The 21,636-nt window shown below is 66.3% G+C and carries 18 protein-coding genes, 1 tRNA gene, 1 other RNA gene and 1 pseudogene; 14 read left to right on the top strand and 7 right to left on the bottom strand.

What is annotated here, in order from left to right; translation table 11 throughout:
* Position 1: 1 nt before the first annotated feature.
* The 3 genes from BCR15_RS10160 to BCR15_RS10150 form a co-directional block, all read right to left on the bottom strand.
* Positions 2-826: a hypothetical protein gene (locus BCR15_RS10160; RefSeq protein WP_078920380.1), complete on the bottom strand. Its 825-nt coding sequence runs from the start codon at positions 824-826 to the stop codon at positions 2-4.
* A 21-nt stretch (positions 827-847) separates the two neighbouring features.
* A tRNA-Val gene (locus tag BCR15_RS10155) sits at positions 848-921 on the bottom strand.
* A 59-nt stretch (positions 922-980) separates the two neighbouring features.
* Positions 981-1,436 (bottom strand): GatB/YqeY domain-containing protein, encoded by a 456-nt coding sequence (locus BCR15_RS10150; RefSeq protein ID WP_068752086.1) that lies wholly within the window; start codon positions 1,434-1,436, stop codon positions 981-983.
* Positions 1,437-1,518: 82 nt separating this feature from the next.
* Between BCR15_RS10150 and prfB the strand changes: the two genes are divergently transcribed.
* From prfB to ssrA, 7 genes are all read left to right on the top strand, one after another.
* Complete coding sequence (gene prfB, locus BCR15_RS10145) at positions 1,519-2,631, top strand: peptide chain release factor 2 (protein WP_068752085.1); 1,113 nt, start codon at positions 1,519-1,521, stop codon at positions 2,629-2,631.
* Between the two features lie 97 nt (positions 2,632-2,728).
* Positions 2,729-3,415, top strand: coding sequence for a cell division ATP-binding protein FtsE (gene ftsE / locus BCR15_RS10140; RefSeq protein WP_068752084.1), 687 nt, complete (start codon positions 2,729-2,731; stop codon positions 3,413-3,415).
* Between the two features lie 17 nt (positions 3,416-3,432).
* Complete coding sequence (ftsX, locus tag BCR15_RS10135) at positions 3,433-4,335, top strand: permease-like cell division protein FtsX (protein ID WP_218058954.1); 903 nt, start codon at positions 3,433-3,435, stop codon at positions 4,333-4,335.
* A gap of 23 nt (positions 4,336-4,358) precedes the next feature.
* Positions 4,359-5,780, top strand: coding sequence for a M23 family metallopeptidase (locus BCR15_RS10130; RefSeq protein ID WP_068752083.1), 1,422 nt, complete (start codon positions 4,359-4,361; stop codon positions 5,778-5,780).
* A gap of 19 nt (positions 5,781-5,799) precedes the next feature.
* Positions 5,800-6,282 (top strand): SsrA-binding protein SmpB, encoded by a 483-nt coding sequence (gene smpB / locus BCR15_RS10125; protein WP_068752082.1) that lies wholly within the window; start codon positions 5,800-5,802, stop codon positions 6,280-6,282.
* A gap of 65 nt (positions 6,283-6,347) precedes the next feature.
* Positions 6,348-6,941, top strand: coding sequence for a DUF1707 and DUF4870 domain-containing protein (locus tag BCR15_RS10120; RefSeq protein ID WP_176715224.1), 594 nt, complete (start codon positions 6,348-6,350; stop codon positions 6,939-6,941).
* A 14-nt stretch (positions 6,942-6,955) separates the two neighbouring features.
* Positions 6,956-7,323: a transfer-messenger RNA gene (gene ssrA / locus BCR15_RS10115) on the top strand.
* Between the two features lie 204 nt (positions 7,324-7,527).
* Here the strand turns inward: ssrA and BCR15_RS10110 are convergent.
* Positions 7,528-8,783, bottom strand: a pseudogene (locus BCR15_RS10110) (IS256 family transposase).
* Positions 8,784-8,985: 202 nt separating this feature from the next.
* Between BCR15_RS10110 and BCR15_RS10105 the strand changes: the two are divergent.
* Genes BCR15_RS10105 through BCR15_RS15120 form a run of 7 tightly spaced genes read left to right on the top strand, consistent with a single transcriptional unit; the run spans position 8,986 to position 18,602 of the window.
* Entirely contained in the window at positions 8,986-10,797 is a 1,812-nt protein-coding gene (locus BCR15_RS10105; RefSeq protein ID WP_068752080.1) for an N-6 DNA methylase, read from the top strand.
* Positions 10,794-11,456 (top strand): restriction endonuclease subunit S, encoded by a 663-nt coding sequence (locus BCR15_RS10100; protein ID WP_068752079.1) that lies wholly within the window; start codon positions 10,794-10,796, stop codon positions 11,454-11,456. The genes BCR15_RS10105 and BCR15_RS10100 overlap by 4 nt, the downstream gene beginning before the upstream one ends.
* The gene (locus BCR15_RS10095; RefSeq protein ID WP_068752078.1) at positions 11,453-14,389 is read left to right on the top strand and encodes a type I restriction endonuclease subunit R; all 2,937 of its coding nucleotides are present in this window, start codon (positions 11,453-11,455) and stop codon (positions 14,387-14,389) included. Before BCR15_RS10100 ends, BCR15_RS10095 begins: the two co-directional genes overlap by 4 nt.
* Entirely contained in the window at positions 14,389-14,742 is a 354-nt protein-coding gene (locus tag BCR15_RS10090; RefSeq protein ID WP_068752077.1) for a M48 metallopeptidase family protein, read from the top strand. The genes BCR15_RS10095 and BCR15_RS10090 overlap by 1 nt, the downstream gene beginning before the upstream one ends.
* Position 14,743: 1 nt before the next feature.
* Entirely contained in the window at positions 14,744-17,317 is a 2,574-nt protein-coding gene (locus BCR15_RS10085) for a DEAD/DEAH box helicase (RefSeq protein ID WP_068752076.1), read from the top strand.
* A 41-nt stretch (positions 17,318-17,358) separates the two neighbouring features.
* Entirely contained in the window at positions 17,359-18,129 is a 771-nt protein-coding gene (locus tag BCR15_RS15125; protein ID WP_197971671.1) for a hypothetical protein, read from the top strand.
* Positions 18,126-18,602, top strand: a complete 477-nt coding sequence (locus BCR15_RS15120) for an RNA polymerase sigma factor (protein WP_197971672.1) — start codon at positions 18,126-18,128, stop codon at positions 18,600-18,602. Before BCR15_RS15125 ends, BCR15_RS15120 begins: the two co-directional genes overlap by 4 nt.
* Positions 18,603-18,642: 40 nt before the next feature.
* Here BCR15_RS15120 and BCR15_RS15115 read toward each other — a convergent pair whose 3' ends face one another.
* The 3 genes from BCR15_RS15115 to BCR15_RS10070 are packed head-to-tail and all read right to left on the bottom strand — an operon-like array spanning position 18,643 to position 21,052.
* On the bottom strand, positions 18,643-18,927 hold the full coding sequence (locus BCR15_RS15115) for a hypothetical protein (protein ID WP_197971673.1): 285 nt from the start codon (positions 18,925-18,927) through the stop codon (positions 18,643-18,645).
* Entirely contained in the window at positions 18,924-20,690 is a 1,767-nt protein-coding gene (locus tag BCR15_RS10075) for a hypothetical protein (RefSeq protein WP_197971674.1), read from the bottom strand. Before BCR15_RS10075 ends, BCR15_RS15115 begins: the two co-directional genes overlap by 4 nt.
* Before the next feature lie 35 nt (positions 20,691-20,725).
* The gene (locus BCR15_RS10070; protein ID WP_068752075.1) at positions 20,726-21,052 is read right to left on the bottom strand and encodes an Lsr2 family DNA-binding protein; all 327 of its coding nucleotides are present in this window, start codon (positions 21,050-21,052) and stop codon (positions 20,726-20,728) included.
* Positions 21,053-21,636 lie beyond the last annotated feature (584 nt).

Genomic DNA, 21,636 nt, shown 5'->3' with positions numbered 1-21,636 from the left:
GCTAGCAGGCCTGGACCACCACGCCGAAGCTCTCGGCGGCGGCGCACTCCATCCCGGTGAGCGTCGCCAGGACGGGGGCACCGTCCCCGGTGGCCGACGGGATGGTGTCGCGGAACACCAATGTCTGGGCGTCGCTGTCGCGGCGCAGCAACGTGAACTCCGTCTTGTTGGGGACGCCGTCGCTGACGCGTGTCCCGGTGAACGCGCACGACACCGCCGTGGCGCCGGCGCCCACCGGAACGTCGACGACCAGGGACGTGGCGACCCCCGTGAAGGCCGACCGCTGGTCGGCGACGAGGTCACGGCACGCCTGGTCGAGCTCGCCCGTGACCGTGGTCAGCGTGACGATCTGCACCCGCACGTCGGTGGCCGGGTCACGGAGGCGCACGAGGCGACGCGCGTCCTGGACCAGTTCGTCGGCGTACACCTCCCAGCCGTCCGGCACCGTCACCACCGCGTCACCGAGATCCAGCACCCCGGGCGGGGTGGGGGAGGGGGACGCGGCCGGCGGAGAGCCCGTCGACGTGGGGGAGCCGGTCGGCGCGGGCGACGGGGACGTGCTCGGTGTCGTCGTGGGCGTCGCCGACGACGTCGTGGGCGTCGCGGTGACGGCGGGGGTGGGCGACGGCGAGGCCGACGTGCGCTGTCCGAGGCCGAGCTGCAGAACGATGACGGCCACCACCAGGACGACGGCCAGGATCGCCAGTGCGAGCCATGCGCTCCGCTGCTCCCGCTCGGGATCCGACGTCGGCGGCAGCCCGCGCCGGGCTCCGCCGCGCAGGGCGTGGCCGGGTTCGGGGGACATCGCGCGCCGTGGCGTCGTCATGCTCGTCTCCCTCCCGTGCGGTGGGCGCAGAGGGACTCGAACCCCCGACTCCCTGCTTGTAAGGCAGGTGCTCTAACCAACTGAGCTATGCGCCCGAGCGCCACCCCACACTAGCCAATGCGCCCGTGGCGAGCCAGCCTCGTGCGGCGGGCGGTCACGCCAGGCGCGCCCGGACGAGGGCGGCGATGGTCCGTCCTTCGGCCCGCCCCTCCGCTCGCGCGGTCACCGCCTTGACGAGGCCGCCCATGTTCTTCATCGTGGCAGGGGCGCCCAGGGCGGCGATCTCCTCATCCACGAGAGCGGCGAGCTCCACGTCGGTGAGCGGCGCCGGGAGGTAAGCGGCGATGAACTCGGCCTCGGCGGACTCCTTGTCGGCCAGGTCCTGACGGCCGGCGGCCGCGTAGGTCTCGGCGGAGTCGCGACGCTTGCGCATCTCCTTGGTCACCACGGCCAGTTCCTCGGCGTCGCTCAGCTCACGGGCGGTGTCGCCCGCCACCTCCTCCACCGTGAGCGCGGCCATCATCATCCGGATGTTGCTCTTGGCCGTCTCGTCCCGGGCGCGTAGCGCCGCCGCGAGATCTCGCTTCAACCGGTCCTTCGTCGCCGCCATGTAACTCCCCGTCCTGGTGTGTGGTCGTCCCCCCATTGTGGCAGGGGGGCGCCCGGACGAACTGCCGGTAGGATGGTCGATCGTGGCTAACGATGATCTCTCCCAGCGGCTCTCCGACCTCGGGCGCTCCCTCGCCTCCATCGAGGCGGTGGCCGATGTCGAGAAACTGCGCGCCGAGATCGCGGTGCTCGAGGAGCAGGTGGCGGCGCCCGACCTCTGGGACGACCAGGAGAACGCGCAGCGCGTGACGTCGCAGCTCTCCGCCAAGCAGGGCGAGGTGGACCGGCTGGTCGGACTGCGCACCAGGCTCGACGACGCCGGTCTCATGCTCGAGATGGCGGAGGAGGAAGGGGACGCCGACGCCCGCGCCGAGGTCGTCAAGGAGCTGTCCACGCTCGGCCGCGACATCGAGGCGCTCGAGGTGCGGACTCTGTTGTCCGGCGAGTACGACCCGCGTGACGCCCTCATCACCATCCGCGCCGAGGCAGGCGGGGTGGACGCGGCCGACTTCGCAGAGATGCTCATGCGCATGTATCTGCGGTGGGCGGACCGCCACGGCTACCCGACGGAGATCTACGACACCTCCTACGCGGAGGAGGCCGGTCTGAAGTCGGTGACGTTCGCTGTGAAGGCCCCCTTCGCGTACGGGACGCTGTCGGTGGAGCAGGGCACGCACCGGCTGGTCCGCATCTCCCCGTTCGACAACCAGGGGCGGCGCCAGACGTCCTTCGCGGGCGTCGAGGTGCTGCCCGTGACGGAGGAGACCGACCACATCGACATCCCGGAGGCCGAGCTCCGCATCGACGTCTTCCGCTCCTCGGGCCCCGGCGGGCAGTCGGTCAACACCACCGACTCGGCCGTCCGCATCACTCACCTGCCCACCGGCATCGTCGTCAGCTGCCAGAACGAGAAGTCGCAGCTGCAGAACAAGGCGGCGGCACTGCGCGTGCTCCAGTCCCGGCTCCTCGAACGCGCCCGGCAGGAGCGCGAGAAGGAGCTCAACGCGCTCAAGGGCGACGGCGGAAACAGCTGGGGCGCCCAGATGCGGTCCTACGTCATGAACCCCTACCAGATGGTCAAGGACCTGCGCACCGACCACGAGGTGGGCAACCCCGAGGCCGTGTTCGACGGCGACATCGACGGCTTCATCGACGCCGGCATCCGCTGGCGGAAGAAGGCGGAACTGGCCGGGTGACGCCGCGTGTCGGGCTGGAGGCCTTGACACGTTCGCGTAGACTCTCCACGACAACTGAGAGTTTCTCAGGTTCTTCCCCAACCGTCGGAGTAAGTGCGTGATCACGTTCGAGGACGTCACCAAGTTCTATCCAGGGCAGGAGCGCGCCGCGCTGCGCAACATCAACCTGGAGATCGGCCGCGGTGAATTCGTGTTCCTCGTCGGCCAGTCCGGTTCCGGGAAGACGACCTTCATCCGCCTGATCCTGCGCGAGTACCGCCCCACCAAGGGCACCCTGTACGTCGCGGGTAAGAACCTCAGCACCATGAACCAGTGGAAGGTGCCGGCCCTGCGCCGGCAGATCGGCACCGTGTTCCAGGACTTCCGGCTGCTGCCGGGCAAGACCGTCTACGAGAACGTGGCTTTCGCCCTGCAGGTGATCGGCCGGCCCGCCCGCGAGATCCGGCGCATCGTGCCGGAGACCCTGGACCTCGTCGGACTCACGGGCAAGGCGGATCGCCCCTCGGAGGAGCTCTCCGGCGGCGAGCAGCAGCGGGTGGCGATCGCCCGCGCGTTCGTCAACCGCCCGAAGATCCTCATCGCCGACGAGCCCACCGGCAACCTGGATCCGGAGACCTCCGTCGGCATCATGAAGCTGCTCGACCGGATCAACAAGGCCGACACCACCGTGATCATGGCCACCCACGACTCGTCCATCGTCGACCAGATGCGTCGCCGGGTCCTCGAGCTCCGTCAGGGAGAACTCGTGCGGGACCAGGCGAAGGGCGTCTACGGCACGGCGTAGGACAGGAGAACCACCACATGCGTCATTCCCTCCGCGAGACCTGGTCCGGGCTCAAGCGCAACCTCGCCATGACGATCGCCGTGATCGTCACCATGGGCGTGTCGCTGTCGCTGCTCGGGGCCGGGCTCCTCACGTCGATGGAAGTCGATCTCGCCAAGCGCAGCCTCTACGACAAGATCGAGATCTCCGTGTTCCTCTGCACCGAGCAGACGCAGGGCGGTCGCTGTGAAGCGGGTAAGGGCACCACCGACGCCCAACGCGAGCAGATCCAGCAGACCCTGGAGGCGAACCCGGAGGTCAGCGAGGTGGTCTACGAGTCGAAGCAGGCCGCATTCGAGGAGTTCCAGCGCGTGTTCAAGGACTCCCCGGTCGTGGCGTCGCGCACGGCCGAGGACATGCAGGACTCGTTCCGCGTCCGCCTCGCCAACCCCGAGAACTACGCCGGCGTCGTCAGCGAGGCGGAGGGTCTGCAGGGCGTGCAGAACGTCCAGGACCTCCACACAGTCCTGGAGCCGATGTTCACCTGGCTGGGCGCGCTCCAGTGGGCGACGATCACCATGAGCGCGCTGCTGCTGCTGGCGGCGTCGCTACAGATCGCCAACACCATCCGGATGGCGGCGTTCACGAGACGCCGTGAGATCGGCATCATGCGGCTCGTCGGCGCCTCCAACCTCTACATCCTCCTGCCGTTCCTCCTCGAGTCGCTCGTGGCGGGCCTGGTGGGGATCATCCTGGCGGCGGTCGCCCTCACCGCGGGCTACTGGTTCGTCATCGTCCAGAACGCGGCAACCTCAATCACCGCTTTACCGTGGATTGGCTGGGGAGACCTCGTCACTGCAATTCTTGCCATAGCGGCCGTGGGCATCGCCTTGTCGATCGTGCCCACGCTGCTGGCGACCCGTAAGTACCTGCGCATCTAGTCAACGTTGAAGGAGGCACCAGCGTGAACCGGGATCTTCCCCCCAGGCCCGTCACCAGCCGCCCACTCACAGGCCGGTTCGCCCGTGGCATCGCCGCCACCGTCGCCGCCCTGTCCCTCGTCACCGCCTTCGGCGTCCCTGCCGGGGCCGACGAACTCGACGACCGCAAGTCGCAGCTGCAGCAGGAGATGGCCGCGCAGAGCGACGCCGTCGAAGACGCCAACGCGGACCTCTCTGCAGCCGTCGGCCGGCACAACGAGGCCAAGGCGAACCTGGCGGCCGCCGAGGCCAAGCTGGCGAAGGCCGAGGCCGCCGAGCGCGACGCCCAGGCGTTGGACGAACTCCGCGCGGCGGAACTCGAGGCCGCCGAGATCGCGCTCAGGAAGGCCGAGGCCGACGTGGCCGCCGCCCTCGCCGCGCTGGAATCGGTCAACCGTCGCATCAACGAGGAGGTGCTCGTCACCACGCAGCAGAGCGACGGCCTCCTCAACCTGGCGCTGCTGTTCACCGACGTCACCACCAGCAACCTCAACCAGCGGGCGCAGCTGGCCCAGACTCTGTTCGACTCCTCCGCCAAGCAGCTGGACGAACTGGAGATGCGGCGCCTGGCGCTCGAGGACGCACAGGCGGCCGCTGACGCCGCCCGCGACACCGCGAACGCGGCCCGCGAAGCCGCGGCCGAGCAGCTCCGCGCCCGCAAGGCCGCCGCCGACGAGGCTGCCGCGTTGCGGACCGAGGTCGCGCGTCTTGTGGAGGAAGCCGCAGCCGCCCAGCAGGCAGCCCAGGGAGAACTGGCGGCCGAGGAGGCGCGCCAGGCCGCGCTTCAGCAGGAGGCCGCCTCCGTGGAGGCGCGCATCCAGGCGCGCATCGCCGCCGCGAAGAAGGCGGCGGCCGAGAAGGCCGCACGGGAGAAGGCCGCCCGCGAGAAGGCAGCGCGCGACGCCGCCGCCAAGGCTGCCGCGGACAAGGCGGCAGCGGCCAAGGCGGCAGCCACCACGAGCCGATCCACCAGCACCGTCTCGCGTCCCGCCGTCGCCGCGCCCACGTCCCGGTTCCTCATGCCCGTGGGCGCCCGCATCACCTCGCGTTACGGCATGCGCCTGCACCCGGTGCTCGGCTATTGGAAGCTCCACGACGGCACCGATTTCGGCGCGTCCTGCGGCACGCCCATCCGCGCCGCCGAGGACGGTGTGGTCAGCGAGCGCTACTACAACTCCGGCTACGGCAACCGCCTCATGATCGACCACGGTCTCCTCGACGGTGACTACGTCACCACCGGCTACAACCACGCGTCGCGGTACACCGTGCGCGTGGGCCAGCGCGTGTCCCGCGGCCAGGTCATCGGCTACGTCGGCAACACCGGCTACTCCACCGGGTGCCACCTGCACCTCATGGTGTGGGAGGACGGCTCGGTCGTGAATCCGCTGGCGAAGTGGTTCGGCTGACCCGTGCCATACTGGGCGAATGCCCAGGGAGACCGGACGCAGGCTGATCGCGCAGAACAAGAAGGCCAGGCACGACTACCACATCGGTGACGTGTACGAGGCCGGGCTGGTGCTCACCGGCACCGAGGTCAAGACGCTGCGCGCCGGGCGGGCCACGCTGCTGGACGCCTACGCCACCGTCGACGACAACGGCGAGGCCTGGCTGATCAACGCACACATCCCGGAGTACGAGTTCGGCACCTGGCGCAATCACTCCGCCCGACGGACCCGCAAGCTGCTGCTGCACCGCAAGGAGATCGCGAAGATCACCCGCGACATGGGCAGCGCGGGCACGACGCTGGTGCCGCTGTCGATCTACTTCAACGATGGCTACGCGAAGGTCGAGATCGCCGTCGCGACGGGCAAGAAGGATTGGGACAAGCGCAGGACGATCGCCGAACGCGACGCCAAGCGCGAGGCCGAGCGGGCGCTCGCCAGCCGGAACCGCTACAACCGGGGATAGAACCGGGGTCCGGTCAGGGGACCGCCGGGTGGGTCCGGGGTGCGGCGCGGAGGACAATGGACACCATGACGTCGCATCCCATGAGCCCCCTCACCCAGGTCACCGACCAGCAGCGAGACCGTGCGGTGGCTCACCTCCAGGCCTGCTACGCGCAGGGCCTGCTCGACGAGGCCCAGCTGGACCGCCGCCTAGACCAGGCGCTGGCCGCCCGGGACCGCCTCGAACTCAATCGCTCGCTCGCCGGCCTGGCGCGCATCGCGCCCGCGCCGTTCCGCGCCCCTCGGCCGGGGGAGCCCGCGCCCGCGGCCAACGTCGCGGCCGGACTCACGCACCTGTCGGCGCTGTTCACCTCCTTCGTGGGTCCCGCGGTGGTCAAGGCTGTCTCCGCTCCCGGGTCGCGGGTCTGGTGGGAGGCGGCCCGCGCGCTCAGCCTCCAGATCACCGTGCTGGTCGTCGGCGCGGTGGCCACCGTGCTGGGGATCGTGCTCGGCGTGGGGGAGCTCGTCGGCTTGGCCTGGCTGGCGTGGTTCGGCTTCACGATCGCCGCGGGCGTGCGCGCCTTCAACGGCCGCTCCGGCACCGGCAGCGCTCAGCGGTTCCTGCTGGCCCGGCCACAGGCGCCGCGCGGGGAACTGGGCGGTCCGCGCTACACTGGGTAGGTACAACTCAACAGGGGGGTGACTGGTTTCGACTTGGGACGGTAGTTCCAGGGGAAGCGGGTCGAGGATCCATGCTTATCTCGTTAACGACGCATGGAAACCAATAAGTGCCGAAAACAACCGCGCACAGTTCGCTCTCGCTGCCTGATCAGCGACCGAACGGTCAGCCCGGACGTGCCTTCCGTCCGGTGACTGGCCTCATTTAGAAGGCTTGCTGAGCCGCCTGTGTTTCAGGGGCGGTTCGGGACTTTACTGAAGCTGGGCTCGTTTGCGACATGCTGACGTGAGTGCAAGAGCCGAGTAGAACGATTAGTCAGCTGCACCCGGAGAAGCCCTGGTTCATCTCTCGAGGACGCGGGTTCAATTCCCGCCACCTCCACCATAGAGGGCTTAGTAGAACCCTGGACCGCCGAAAGGCGGCCCAGGCACGAAGCCCACGATGTTGTCACAGAAGAGGGGCGGTCCATCTGGACCGCCCCTTCTTCGTTGTGTGCGTGGTTGGTGTTGAGCGACCGCCAGAACGCGGCCTCCAGCTCCTCGGCCTCGACCGGGTCTGTCAAACGAACGGTGTAACTGGGTTGTGTTGTCATGCTGGTCTGGGGCTGCTGAGGCGGCCGTCGAATCGGATGTCGAAAGCGTTGAGGGCTTCCTTCCATCTCTGGGTCCAGCGGGCCCTGCCTTTGCCTGTGGGGTCGAGCGCCATGACGGCGAGGTAGACGCACTTGAGCGCGGCCTGCTCGTTGGGGAAGTGCCCGCGGGCTCGGACGGCCTTGCGGATGCGGGCGTTGACCGACTCGATCGCGTTCGTGGTGCACACGATGCGTCGGATCTCGCGGTCGAAGCCGAGGAACGGGACGAACTCGGCCCAGGCGTTCTCCCACAGCCGCACGATTGCCGGATACTTCTCGACCCAGGCTTCGGCGAACTCGAGGAAACGTTCCTCGGCCTCGGTGAGGGTCGCAGCCTGGTACACGGGCTTCAAGGCCGGGAGATGGCGTCCCAGTGCTGCCGGGCGGAGTACTTGAAGCTGTTGCGCATCAGGTGCACGATGCAGGTCTGCACGATCGTCTCCTTCCACACCGTGTTCACCGACTCGGGCAGCCCCTTGAGGCCGTCGCACACCACCATCAGGACGTCGTTCACGCCGCGGTTCTTGAGCTCCGTGAGGACCTGCAGCCAGTACTTGGCGCCTTCCCCACCGTCTCCTGCCCACAGGCCGAGGATGTCCCGGTTGCCCTCCGTCGTCACCGCAAGGGCGACGTAGATGGGCCGGTTGGCGACCTGGCCGTCTCGGACCTTGACGTGGATCGCGTCGATGAACACCACCGGGTAGACCGGGTCCAGCGGCCGATTCTGCCACTCCAACATCCCGTCCAGCACCTTGTCGGTGATCGTGGAGATCGTGGTCTTCGACACCTCGGAGCCGTACACGTCGGCCAGATGCGCGCTGATATCGCCGTAGGTCATGCCCCGCGCCGACAAGGACAAGACGATGTCCTCGATCGACCCCAGCCGGCGCTGCCGCTTCGCGACGATCGTTGGTTCGAACGTTCCGGCACGGTCCCTTGGGACGCCGATGGTGACCGGGCCGGCCTTCGTCAGCACCGTCTTCGTCCGGGAGCCGTTGCGGGCGTTCCCGTCCGCAGAGGCGCCCTTGGTGTGCTTGTCGTAGCCGAGGTGATCGGTGATCTCGCCTTCCAGCGCGGACTCCAGCACCAGTCGGGTCAACTCGGACAGCAGACCGCCCTCCCCGTCGACCGACAGGCCCTGACGTTGCGCGTCACCCACGAGCTGGGCGACCAGCCCCCGGTCCACCACCGGCGGCCGAGTCGCCTCCGTCATCACAGCCACTCCGGCTCCGTCCACCACAGCCGCTGGGGCCGTCTCAGCCTGCCTGCTCATCGTGTTCCTCCTTGATCGGAGTTACACCGTTGACCGTACAGTCCCCGTCCGCGACGCTGGTTCGGCAGGCGCTGAGCACACGGCGAACTCTCTCGGGCGCTTCGGCTTGACAGCACTCTGCGATATAGCAAAGATAGCAAACATGACAGAGAACGTGGCGGCCGTCCTGCAGGCCATCCGGGCGAACCTCGACCTGACCCAGACCGAGCTCGCCGCGCGCCTGGGCGTCTCCTTCGCCACCGTCAACCGCTGGGAGGGCGGCGGCAACAAGCCGCAGCGCGCCCCCATGGCCCGCATCCTCGAGCTGGCGACTGATGCGGGCATTGACACCGCTGAAGCTGGCGACTCGACTCCCGTGATGCCACGCCGTCGGCGTGGTACACGCTCCGATGTTGGCACGACCAAGTCCATGGAGCAGATGCTCTGGGATGCTGCCAGCTCGATCCGGGGCGAGAAGGACGCAGCCAAGTTCAAGGACTACCTCCTGCCGCTGCTCTTCTTGAAGCGACTGTCGGACGTCTTCGACGACGAGATCTCGCGGCTGGCGGAGGAGTACGGCGACAGGGATGTTGCTCTGGAAATCGCGGAGACGGATACCGAGCTCCTGCGCTTCTACCTGCCGCCTGAGGCGCGTTGGGGAGCGATCTCGGGTCGCGAGCCCTACACCTGGCCGCTCGACGACCGTGGTCGGACGACCGAGCCCAAGGACATCGGGGAACACCTGACCAAGGCTGTGCGTGCTGTTGTCCGCTACAACCCGACTCTCAGTGGCGTGATCGACGTGGTCGACTTCGCCACCGAGCGCAACGGTGAGCGCGACATCAACCCGGCCAAGCTGCGCGGGGTGGTCGAGGCTTTCTCCGACCCGCGCTACCGCCTGGGTCTGGCCGATGTTCAGCCCGACTTCCTGGGCCGGGCGTACGAGTTTCTTCTCCGCAAGTTCGCTGAGGGCTCTGGCCAGTCGGCGGGTGAGTTCTTCACACCGACTGAGGTCGGGTTCCTTATGGCGCACATCCTGCGTCCGCGACCGGGTGAGACCTGCCACGACTACGCCTGTGGCTCAGGCGGCCTACTGATCAAGCTGCAGTTGGTGGCGCGCGAGCTCGACAAGACCAGCAAGGTGCCGCTCAAGATGTATGGCCAGGAACTCCAGGCGGAGAGCTACGCGGTGGCGCGGATGAACACGATCATCCACGACATGGATGTCGACCTGCAGCGGGGCGACACGATGATCAACCCGAAGTTCCACGACACCGCTGGCGGGCTCCAGCGCCACGACATCGTGGTTGCCAACCCGATGTGGAACCAGCCGATCTCGTCAGACATCTACGAGGACGACCCGTACGACCGCTTCGTCAGGGCGGGCGGAATCACCACCGGCAAAGCGGACTGGGCCTGGCTCCAGCACACCCTCGCGGTCCTAAACGACGGCGGGAGGGCCGCGGTGGTTCTCGATGCGGCGGCCGTGACCAGGGGATCTGGTCAGGTCAACGATAAGGAGCGAGACATTCGTGGCTGGTTCGTTGACCGCGACCTGATTGAGGGGGTGATCCTGCTGCCGGACAACCTGTTCTACAACACGAGCGCTGCAGGGATCATCGTCATCCTCAACAAGCGCAAGCCGGCCGCACGCAAGGGCAAGATCGTTCTCGTAGACGGCAGCACGGCCTTCACAAAGGGGCGTCCGAAAAACTACTTGGCGGCCGATGCGGTCATCGACCTGGCGCGCAAGTTCATCGACGGTGAGCCGATTGTCGGGGCGGTTGCCCGGATCACGCTCGAGGACGCCAAACAGGCCGACTACAACCTCAACCCCAGCAAGTGGATCGAGCGCCCCGACGCCGAGGCGTTGGTGTCCATCCCAGACCAGTTGCGCGAGTTCGCTCAGCTCGACAACGACTACCGCGAGATCAGCACTGCACTCGCGACGCTCTTCGGAGGTGTTCGGGCATGACCACGACTGTTCCTAACGGCTGGACGGAGGAGCACTTCGCCGACATCGCCGACTACTCGATCGGGCGCACTCCCGCTCGTGCTCGGTCGGACTACTGGGTCGATGACGGTGGCAATGTGCCGTGGGTTGCCATCTCCGACATGAAGGCCCACGGCACGGTCAAGGTGACCAAGGAGACAATCAGTGGCCTGGCGCTCAAGGAGTCGTTCGGCGGGCGCTTCGTGCCCGCTGGCACGCTCTTGATGAGCTTCAAGCTGACGATCGGACGTGTTGCCACCCTCGGTATCGATGCCTGCCACAACGAGGCCATCATGTCGATCTACCCGCACGAGGGCATCAACCAGCGTTACCTCGGCTACTACTTGTCCCAGGTCGACTATTCCGAGCACCGGGACCGGCAGATCAAGGGCAACACCCTCAACAAGGCCAAGATCGATCGGATCCCGGTTCTGTTGCCGCCCGAGCCGGAGCAGGAGGCGATTGCCGACGTTCTGGACCTCATTGTGCGTGCCCAGCAACTGGGCGCCCGGCTGACCTCGCTTGCAGAAGGTCTGCGGACCACCGCGATGGATCAGCTGATGACTGGACGGCTGGCCGTGGATGAGCTGGATCTGACGGCGCTTCCGCGGCCGACTGAGCCGTTGGCGGTGGTCTCGTGACCGCACTCAAGATCAGCGAAGCGCGGACGGCGCAGTTCCCGATGGTGACCCATGCCCACAGTGTGGGCTGGGAGATCGTCGAGCCGATTGACGCTGAGATCCTGCGTCGGGGTCGCGACAACATGCTGTTTACCTCTGTACTGGAGGACAAGCTCCGCGAGTTCAACTACTGGCTGACCGCCGACCAGGCACGCTCCATCGTCGAGACCATCGAGGCCCTTCCAGCCAGCATCGAGGGAAACTGGGAAGTGCTGCGCTGGATGCGCGGGGAGCACACCTGGTACGACGAGAACGAGAAGCGTGCCCGCTCGGTCCAGCTCATCGACTTCGCGTACCCGGACAACAACAAGCTCCAAGTGACGTGGGAGTGGAAGATCGAGCCGGTAGCCCGCAAGGGCAACCGTGCCGACGTCATGTTCGTGGTCAACGGTCTGCCTGTGACCATCGTCGAGCACAAGAACCCCAAGGACGGCGACGCCCTGACGCGGGGCATTACCCAGCTGCGCCGCTACGAAAAGGAGACGCCGGAACTGCTCGCGCAGACCCAGCTCTACAACGTCACCCACATGCTCGGGTACTGGTACGGCGTCACCTGGAACGTCTCGCGACGCTTCATCTTCAAGTGGAAGTACACCGAGGACGAGTCCTATCAGAACGCCGTCCAGGCCTTCTTCGAGCCGCACTCGTTCCTGCGCACCCTCAAGGACTGGATTCTCTTCTACGTCGAGGACGGCGAGACCCGCAAGTCGGTGCTGCGGGAGCACCAGCGGGTGGCGGTCGACAAGATCGTGGCGCGCTGCGCCGACCCCGACAAGACTCGTGGTCTGGTCTGGCACACGCAGGGCTCAGGCAAGACCTTCACACTGCTGACCGCTGCCCGCCAGATCCTGGAGGACAAGGCGCGCTTCAGTAACGCGACGGTACTTCTGGTCGTCGACCGCAATGAGCTGGAGGGTCAGCTCAAGGAGTGGGTGGAGCGACTGCTCGGCGAGATGCAGGCCGCCGACATCGCTGTGCGCCGGGCGGACAGCAAGGCTGATCTCCAGAACGTTTTCGACTCGGACTTCCGTGGGCTCGTCGTCTCGATGATCCACAAGTTTGAGGAGATCAAGGCCAACTCCTCGACGCGGGACAACATCTATGTCTTCATCGACGAGGCGCACCGCTCGGTGGCTGCCGACCTCGGCACCTACCTGATGGCCGCTGTCCCGAACGCCACGATCATCGGGTTCACGGGTACGCCGGTCGGCGACTCCAAGGCGGGCTCTGGCTCGTTCAAGATCTTCGGTCGCCAGGATCCGGATGGCTTCCTCGACAAGTACTCGATCATCGAGTCGATCGAGGACGAGACCACCCTGCCCATCCGCTACAAGCTGGCGCCCAGCACCATGCGCCTGCCTGAGGAGGATCTGGAGTCGCAGTTCTACGCCCTCGCCGAAGAGGAGGACGTGACCGACGTCGACGAGCTCAACAAGGTGCTGGAGCGGGCGGTAGACCTTCGTGCCTTCCTTGGGGCGGAGGACCGGGTTGACCAGGTCGCCAAGTTCGTGGCTGAGCACTTCAAGGAGAACGTCCTGCCACTCGGCTACAAGGCCTTCGTGGTGGCTGTCGACCGCGAGACCTGCGCCAAGTACAAGCGGGCGCTGGATCGATACCTGCCGCCCGAGTGGTCGGAGGTTGTCTACTCCAAGAACGTCAATGACGTCGTCGATCGCCCGACCGTGGCCGAACTCCAGCTGTCGGACGACAAGGAGAAGGCTGTCCGGAAGGCCTTTAAGAAGGCCGACCAGGAGCCCAAGATCCTGATCGTCACCGACAAGCTGCTGACCGGTTACGACGCACCGGTGCTCTACGCGATGTATCTCGACAAGCCGATGCGCAACCATGTCCTGCTGCAGTCGCTGGCGCGGGTCAACCGGCCGTACATCGACAGCGACAACGTCAGCAAGAAGGTCGGCCTCGTCGTCGACTTCGTGAGCATCTTCAAGAACCTGACCAAGGCTCTCAACTTCGACTCGGCGTCTATAGAGGGGGCGCTGGAAGACCTCGACGTGCTGATGGTCGACCTGCAGATGAAGATCACGGCAGCGGCAACTGAGTACCTGCAGGCGGACGGCTCCACGACGCCGGATGCCCAGCTGGAGGCCTCGGTTTACGGACGCTTCCTCGACCCGGAGGCTCGCAAGGTCTTCTACGAGGTCTACAAGAACATCGAGCGGCTGTGGGAGATCCTGTCGCCTGACCCCGGCCTTCGTGACCACATCCAGACCTACAAGGATCTGTCCAAGCTCTACGCCGCGGTGCGGGCCAACTACACCGAGTCGGGCGGCTTCCTCGGCGACCTGGAGCACAAGACCAGGAAGCTGATCGAGGACTCCGCGACCCAGGAGGGGCTCGGTCGCTTCTCGAAGGTCGTCACCTTTGACGTCGAGACGCTCGCGCAGCTCAAGGAGGAAGAGGGGCCGGACGAAGGCAAGGTCTACAACCTGCTCCGTGGCCTGAAGAAGGAGATCGAGGAACACTCGGCCGGCGCTGTGGTGCTCCAGAGCATCAAGGAGCGTGCCGACCGCGTCCTGCAGGATCTCGAGGACCGTAAGGTCACTGGTCTGGCCGCTATGGTCGAACTGGAGGCGCTGGCGCAGGAGAAGGAGGCCGCCCGCCAGAAGGCGAAGGAGTCCGGCCTGACCGACCTGGGTTTCGCCGTCTATTGGGTCATCTCCATCGACGACGGTGCGAAGAAGGCCGGCTTTGACGGCATGGCACCGTTGCGCGAGATCGAGTCGGTGCTGGCCAAGTTCCCGAGCTGGCGCGAGAACCCTGACGAGCGTCGGCGGCTGCGGGCAAGTCTGTACAAGCCGTTGCTGGCTCTGTCGAAGGACGACCGTGCGGGTGTCATTGAGCGGATCATGCAGGTGCTGGAGCAGGCGAGCTGATGGCCACCAAGTCGTCGCTCTACCCCGAGCAGCAGCTTCGCCGGCGCGCCATGGGTTGGGCCGTCAAGCTCAAGGTCAACCCGGAGCAGGTCCAGATCAAGCGCCTACCCGGCAAGTGGGGCTCGTGTGCGCCCGACGGCGTCGTGACGCTGGCCGACGACCTCGCCACCGAGGCCGAGGACCTCCAGGACTATGTCATCGTCCACGAGCTGCTCCACCTCAAGTACCGCGACCACGGCAAGCAGTTCAAGGCCATGATGACCGCCCTGGTGCCCAACTGGCGGGATCTGGAACGGCAAAGCCAGCACGCCACCGAAAGCGCCGGCCAGGGTCGGCGAGAGATGGAAGCCTGACATGGCCTTTCAGGGCAAGACCAAGCGAGCGGCTCAGCAGTTCCCGTCGCCGGAGGAGCTGTACCTCAACGGGACGCTGCCGCGGACTACCGAGGCCGTTCCGTCACTCTGGCTGCACCAGGGTGACGTCATCCGTGCCTACGCCGAAAGCCACCAGAAGACTTCCGATCTGGCACTCGAACTGCCGACCGGCACGGGCAAGACGCTGCCTGGTCTGCTAATCGGCGAGTGGGTGCGTGGCAAGGCCGAGGGTCCGGTCATCTACGCCACCCCGACCAAGCAGCTCGCACGCCAGGTGGCAGGGACGGCACAGCGTGAGGGCATTCCAGTAGGAGTCCTGGTCGGTCGCGCTCGTGACTGGGACCCCATCGACGAGGCCTCGGTCGAGGGTGGCGAGGCAATCGGCATCACGACCTACAGCTCGATCTTCAACAGCAGCCCGAAGATTCCTGAGCCCCGTCTGCTGCTCTTCGACGACGCCCACGCAGGCGAGCAGTTTGTCGGCAACGAGTACGCGATCAACATCCGGCGCCACGAGGACCAGGCTGCCTACTTGGCCATCCTCGAGTCGCTGAAGCCGTTCCTGTCTGGTCTGCTCATCCAGCGTCTGGAAGGCCAGCCCGATCCCGGTGCCCACCATCAGGTGCGCCTGATCCTCCCGGCTGTCGACCCCGCGGCGCTGGCAAAGCTCGACGCGGCCCTGGCGGCCCTGCCGACGCCGTACTCCTACAAGGTCGCCATGATCCGGGCGGGACTGGCGTCGTGCTGTGTCTACCTGTCCTACGGCGGCATCCAGATCCGCCCGATGATCCCGCCGACCTTCGAGAACCATGTGTTCGCGCGCGCCGAGCAGCGCATCTACCTGTCGGCGACGCTCGGCTCCGGTGGTGAGCTGGAGCGCGCCTTCGGTCGACGGGAGATCGTCCGGATGCCGCTACCGACCAAGACGCCGCCGCGCTCTGGTCGCCGCCTGTTCGTCTTCCCGGACATCGTCAAGGGCAACGACCCGGCGGGGCTGACCAAGCGGATCATCGGGCTGACCGACAAGGCGCTGGTGCTCAGTCAGGAGAGCGTCGCCAACACTGAGGCGGCGGCCAAGGCGTTGGCGGGCGACGGTGTTCCGGTCCTGGGGCGTGACGATCTGGAGCAGCAGGGGCTGGATGCCTTCGCGAGTGCTGCGACCGGCGTCCTGGGGCTGGCCAACCGTTACGACGGTCTGGATCTCCCGGGTACCGCCTGCCGGATTGTGGTGCTTGGTGGCAAGCCCGATGCGGTCGGCCTGCAGGAGAAGTTCCTGAGCGAGCGGGCCGAGGCCAACGCTGCCCTCGCGGAGCGAGTTCGGACGCGCATCGTGCAGGGTGCTGGTCGTTGTACCCGTGGCCCCAACGACTATGCCGTGGTCGTCGTTCTCGGCTCGGACATCATGAAGTACTTCTCTCGGCCCGAGAACCTCAAGGCGCTCGAGCCTGAGCTGCAGGCTGAGGTGGAGTTCGGCTGGCAGAACAGCAAGGGTGCAGATCCAGACGAGGTCATCGAGAACGTCGAGATGTTCCTTGAGCACGAAGCGGATTGGCGTGAACAGGGTGAGCCCGCAGTCGCTGAGTTTCGCCAGGACGCAGTCAAGGTCGAGCCTCCGGCTGCCGACGCCCTCGGCAAGGCTGCTGCTCTGGAGGTCGAGGCGTGGCAGCTGGCGTTCGGCGGGGACTGGCTCGGGGCGAGCGAGAAACTGCAGGAAGCTGTGCCCCATGTCGGGCCGGAGGCGACCCGGGGCTACCGAGGTCTGCTGCTCTACATCGCTGGGGTATGGCTGCATCTGGGAGCTCAGGACGAGACGCAGCGGGCTCGAGCTCGGCAGCTTGTTCGCGAAGCAGCTCTCGCCGGCAACAGGGCCACCTGGCTGAAGGAGATGCGGGACCTGCCTGGTGCCGAAGAGGTTCCGCTCGTGCCCATGGATGTAGTGGCGGTCAACGCCGTTGTGGCGCGACTGCGCGGCCAGCTCAAGCCGAACAAGATCAACGCCGCCCTGACTGAGATGCAGGAGGCGCTCGCTCAGGATGAGGCGACCCGGTACGAATGTGGCCTGACGACGCTCGGGTCCTTCCTCGGAGCCGAGGCTTCCAAGCCCAAGGGCCAGGGGCGGTGCGACTCGGACTGGGTCTGGGGCACCGCCATGTGGATGACGATCGAGGCCAAGTCTGAGGAGCACGACGACGGCCTGCTGCCGCTCAAGGACGTCCGCCAGGCCAACACCCAGCTCGACCAGCTCGCCGCCGACCGGGGCATGGACAACCCGCCAGCGGGTAGCCCCGCGATCATCGTGTCGGACAAGTTGTCGGTCGATCCGCAGCACGCCCCAGCGGCGAACCCCAACGTCCACCTGGCGTCGCCCAGCACAGTCGAGGAGATTGGGAGCGATGTCGCGGTCGTCTGGGGCGACCTGTTGACCACTGCGGTCGGCATCGCTTCCGAGCAGGCTCAGAAGCAACACGTGCGGTCGGTCATGACCGAGAACGGCTGCCTGCCGAGCCAGGTGATCGACCGTCTCACCCAGAACCGTATCCGGCCAGGCGACTGAGCGGTAGGAACAATTCTCGGCCGAACTGTCGTAGGTAGGGCATGACGCAGATGCAAGAGGACACGGGACGGTTGGTCGAGGACGAGCGCGAACCGACCACTGCCGAGATCGAGGCTTGGCAGCGCGAGGAGACGTTCGTGCCGCCGGGCAAGGCGACGCCCGACGAGTACCCGTCGCTCTACAACATGTCCGCCGGGATGTTGTTCGGTGGCGTGATTCGTCCGGTCGAGCCCGAGCTGCCCGACTACGTGGCGATCGAGATGGACCAGCCCAACCTGGAGATGGCCGGCCAGGTCGGGATGTGGAACATGCTCTGGGAGGCGGCGCAGTTCCGTCGTCGGTTCTTCGATGAGGATGACCTGCCCGCGCCGATCGCCGAGCTTGCCGACCTGGGCGACATCAACACGATCCTGGTGCCCCGCACGGAGTCGCACTACTTCGAGTACGAGGCTCTCTTCCACCTGCTCCCGAAGGCCACGCTCGACCGCTTCGGGCTGCCGCTGCTCCGTCGTGGCCAGTGGCCGTTTCTCGCCGACCACAGCAACGTCGGTCGGTTCCTCACTCCCGACTTCGGTGACCGGCTCGCCAAGGCCTGGGCCTGGACTGTCTGGCCGCACCTCAACTCCGGCTCGAGGCTGTCGGCCTTCTCGAAGGACGATCCGATCCGGCTACTGGCTCACAACCTGGACTTCTGGGTGCCGCCCGTCACGGACGTCATCCAGGACATCCTGCGAACGTTCCCCGAGGTCGATAAGGGCAAGGTCGTTGGTCCGGTCACCCTGGTCGACGGCAGCGTTCTGGAGGGAGCGTGACCGGCAACCCTCGGATGGGTGGCCCGATCTGGATGGGCGAGGAGGAGGCGGCTGAGGTCGTTGCCGAGACCGTCGAGGCGGCCGACGCAACCGGTCGTCTCCGAGGCATCCTTGACGCAGTCCGCAGCCACCGGGTCGCCGATGATTTCTCCACGAAGTGGTCGAACGCACGAGAGGACTTCGAGCGCAAGCTCTACCGTAAGCGGAACAAGGTCCAGGTACGTTTCGTCGAGCTGACCGATACGATCCCGGTTCAGAGCCCGGAGAGTGAGGTGCTCGGCAAGCTGGTGACCAGCGACTTCCTTGCCCTGCTCGACAGCCAGCAGCGCGAGATCGTGGTGCTGTTGTCCAGCGGCTACCGCCAGCACGAGATCGCTGAGCGGCTCGGCTACGCCAACCACAGCCCGATCGCCAAGAAGCTCGCGCTGATCCGTCGGCAGGCCGAGGTGTTCTTCGAGCTCGAATCCGAGTAGAAGTGCCTGTCAGGGAACCGGCTTCTCGCTCAGCTCCGGGCTACGTGGATGGCAGCCCGAGCTTGTCGAAGAAAGCGCGGTTGCGTTCGGTGGCCGAGTTCACGAGCCGGTCGAAGGACATGACCTCGATATAGGCCTTGTGCGGCTCGTTGAAGCCGAAGTAGCCCATGCCATCGTGGGTCGGGCGCAGCCCGGCGTACTCGCACCGGCTGACCATTGTGGTTGTGAGGTCGGCCAGCACGTAGCAGAAGGCGGGCTGGTCCTTCGAGGCCGGGATCGGACGCCCCGACGCCGTCATGACTCCGCCGTTGCGTACGCGCTTCACGTAGTCGAGCGTCTGCTAGATCGGATCCTTGTCCTCCGAGGCGTCGTTCCGCATCGGTCGCTTGATCTCGACGACGACGATCGAGGGCAAGGGCAGCGTCTCGCCCTCGGCTGCCAGCACCGGGGATCCAGGGGAGCCGACGAGTCGTGTCGCCAGGATGTCGGGTTCCTTTGCGGAGTCGGATCCGGTGATCGGCATGCTCTTGAGTGTCTTGTCCGAGGCGAGGTAGTCATGAAGGCCAGTCGCTCGTCGATGATCCACAGGTTCGAGGCGTCGGTGCCGATCTCGTTGGAGTCGGTGCGCATCGGCATGAGCAGCGAGTGGATGGCGTCCTCGCGGGAGTACTTGCCGAGTTCGTTGGATCGGATGAGCTTGCCGAGGGCGTCAAGGATCGCCCGCCGTCGTGAGACGTAAGCCGCCAGATCGGATTGGTTGATGTCCGTGACGGTCTGGAGGTACTCGTTCAGGCGCGCCTGGTAGACCTCGGGTGTCGTGGTGTCAGCCTCGGCGAAGACCGCGTGACCCTGCTCGATGACGTCGGCCTCCAGTTTCTGGAGGTGTCGGTGCAGGACGAGCTCAAGGTCCTGGTCCTTGATCGACGGGTCCACGGTCACGCCGAGAGGATCCAGTCGTGCCAGCACCGGTCGGTACCGGGGCGCTCGGTTGCTCACGAACTCGCTGACTCGGGCCTTGCCCTCCTCGCGCGCCGCGGTGAGCGAGTCGGCCAGGAGCTCCTCGATGGCGTCGAGCACTCCCGTCCGGATGTCCTCGATCGAGATGTCGTCCTCGAGGGTCGCTCCGGGGATTCGTTCACTGATGTCGAAGGCCGTGCGGTCGGCCCGCACGTGCGAGTCGAGGTAGTCGGAGGAGAGGTAGCAGGCGTAGGCGAACTCGGCTGAGGTCTTGTCCTTGAGCCGTCCGTACAACCCGGGGATCTTCCCGGTGAGGTTCTCTTCCATGACCAGGCGGTTCGCGGCGCACCAGTACAGCCGCGGCGTGGGGTTACGGGTCGACGACTTCAGGCAGAGGTTCGCCATCTCGAACTTCTGACCCTTGACCTCGACCGTCGTCAAAGGCAGCTCGGAGAAGACGAAATCCTCCATCAGGCTGTTGAGCGAGACGACCTCGTCGTCGACGATGCTCACGTCCGGAGCACCGCCGGGGCGGAGGAAGTACCAGATGCAGTGCTCGAAGACCTCGCGAGCGATGGCGTCGGCTGACTTCGGCGCACTCTTCTGGAAGGCCTCTTTGAACCCGTCCAGGTGAACGGCGGTACCGGCATCGCTGAGGTTGTCGGGAGTCTCGGTGTGCTCAACTTCGCCAGCAATGGAGAACCTAAACTGCCGCGCGCACAGCTCTCCGTCGTCAGCCAGGTAGGCGCTGCGGACGGAGACCTTGTCGAACGCCTTGAGCCACAGCAGCCTGCCAACACCACGGCAGCCAAGGTTCGCCTTGTAGTCGGTGTCCAGGGTCTCGAAGGAGTCCATGTTGTCCGGCGTGAAGCCGACGCCGTTGTCCTCGACGACGAAGCCCGTGATCGGCTTCAGCGCCACACGACCGGGGCCGGTGGGCTCGAAGTCGAACTCTTCCTGCCCGCTTCGCTCGATCATGACTCGAAGGTGTCCCTGGCTCATGTCGTCGCCGAAGCGCACGTCGATCGCTTGGAGACCGTTGATAACAGCCTCCAGCAGGGGGAGTAGCGAATGGCTCTTGGGGAGGTTCGTGTTGCGCACTCGTCCCGCGAGCGACGTCGTGAGCGCCACCGTTGCCCCCTCTCGGTCCGCAGGTAGTCAGGACTCTATCGGCGAGCTCCGACACGACCCGTGAGTCCACGCTGGCGGGCTGCCAACCACGCCTGTTTGATCGGCGCCGGGATTCGCCCGCGATCGCTGACTTGGTAGCCGTTCGTTCGAGCCCAGTCGCGGATCTTGGCAGGGGAGACGATCTGGTCGGCCGAGTCGTCTTGGCGCTTGACTCCGCCCCGGCGGGCGACGCCCGCCTCCTCAAGGTGCCGGGAGATGGTCTCTCGCTTGGCGCCGTAGCGCCGAGCCAGCACGTAGGTCGTGTCGCCCTCCTGGTAGGCGGCGACCAGCTCTGCGATCTGGTCGGGACGCAGCTTCTGCATCCGACTTGCCCGCGGTTGCACCGTCTGTCGGGTTGGATTCCCGGCAGGTGTCTCGACCGGGGTAGCCGCCCTGAGACGCGAGATCACGCCTATCCGGCGGGGATCCGGGTTTGAATAGTTTCCCAGCACCTCCACCCCTTGGGGCCGTCAGTTCGCTGACGGCCCCTTTTTCCTTGTCAGAGCCATGTTGCGCGGTGAGCGCTGGTCGCACAGCAGGGCCCAGGTGGGCACTCCCATGGAGAGAGACGGTACCTGGGTACTGCGGGCTCGGATCGGATTCCTGGATCTCCACATGCCTGCAGGGCTGCTGAACAAGGGCGTGTCCCTGGCGGGCGCATCGGACACGTCATGGCCGCGACGTGAGGCTCTACCAGGTCCGCGTCACCTGCGGGCACGACGTGTCTCCACGCGGCGGTCAAGCGCGCCGAGGCTTCGGGCCAGGTCGTGACCAGAGAGCAGATCAGCCGGGGCAACGGGCTCGTGCTCGACACGCCCAAGACCAAAGAAGGCATTCGCGAGCTTCCACTGGCCCCGGACTCTGAGCTGAGGGCAGTCCTCGACGCGCAGCTCACTGCTCGGGTCGC

The sequence above is a fragment of the Tessaracoccus lapidicaptus genome (genome assembly GCF_001693815.1).
Lineage (GTDB): Bacteria > Actinomycetota > Actinomycetes > Propionibacteriales > Propionibacteriaceae > Arachnia > Arachnia lapidicapta.
The sequence above is the reverse complement of the archived record's forward strand: the minus strand, read 5'-3'. Positions and strand labels throughout refer to the sequence as shown.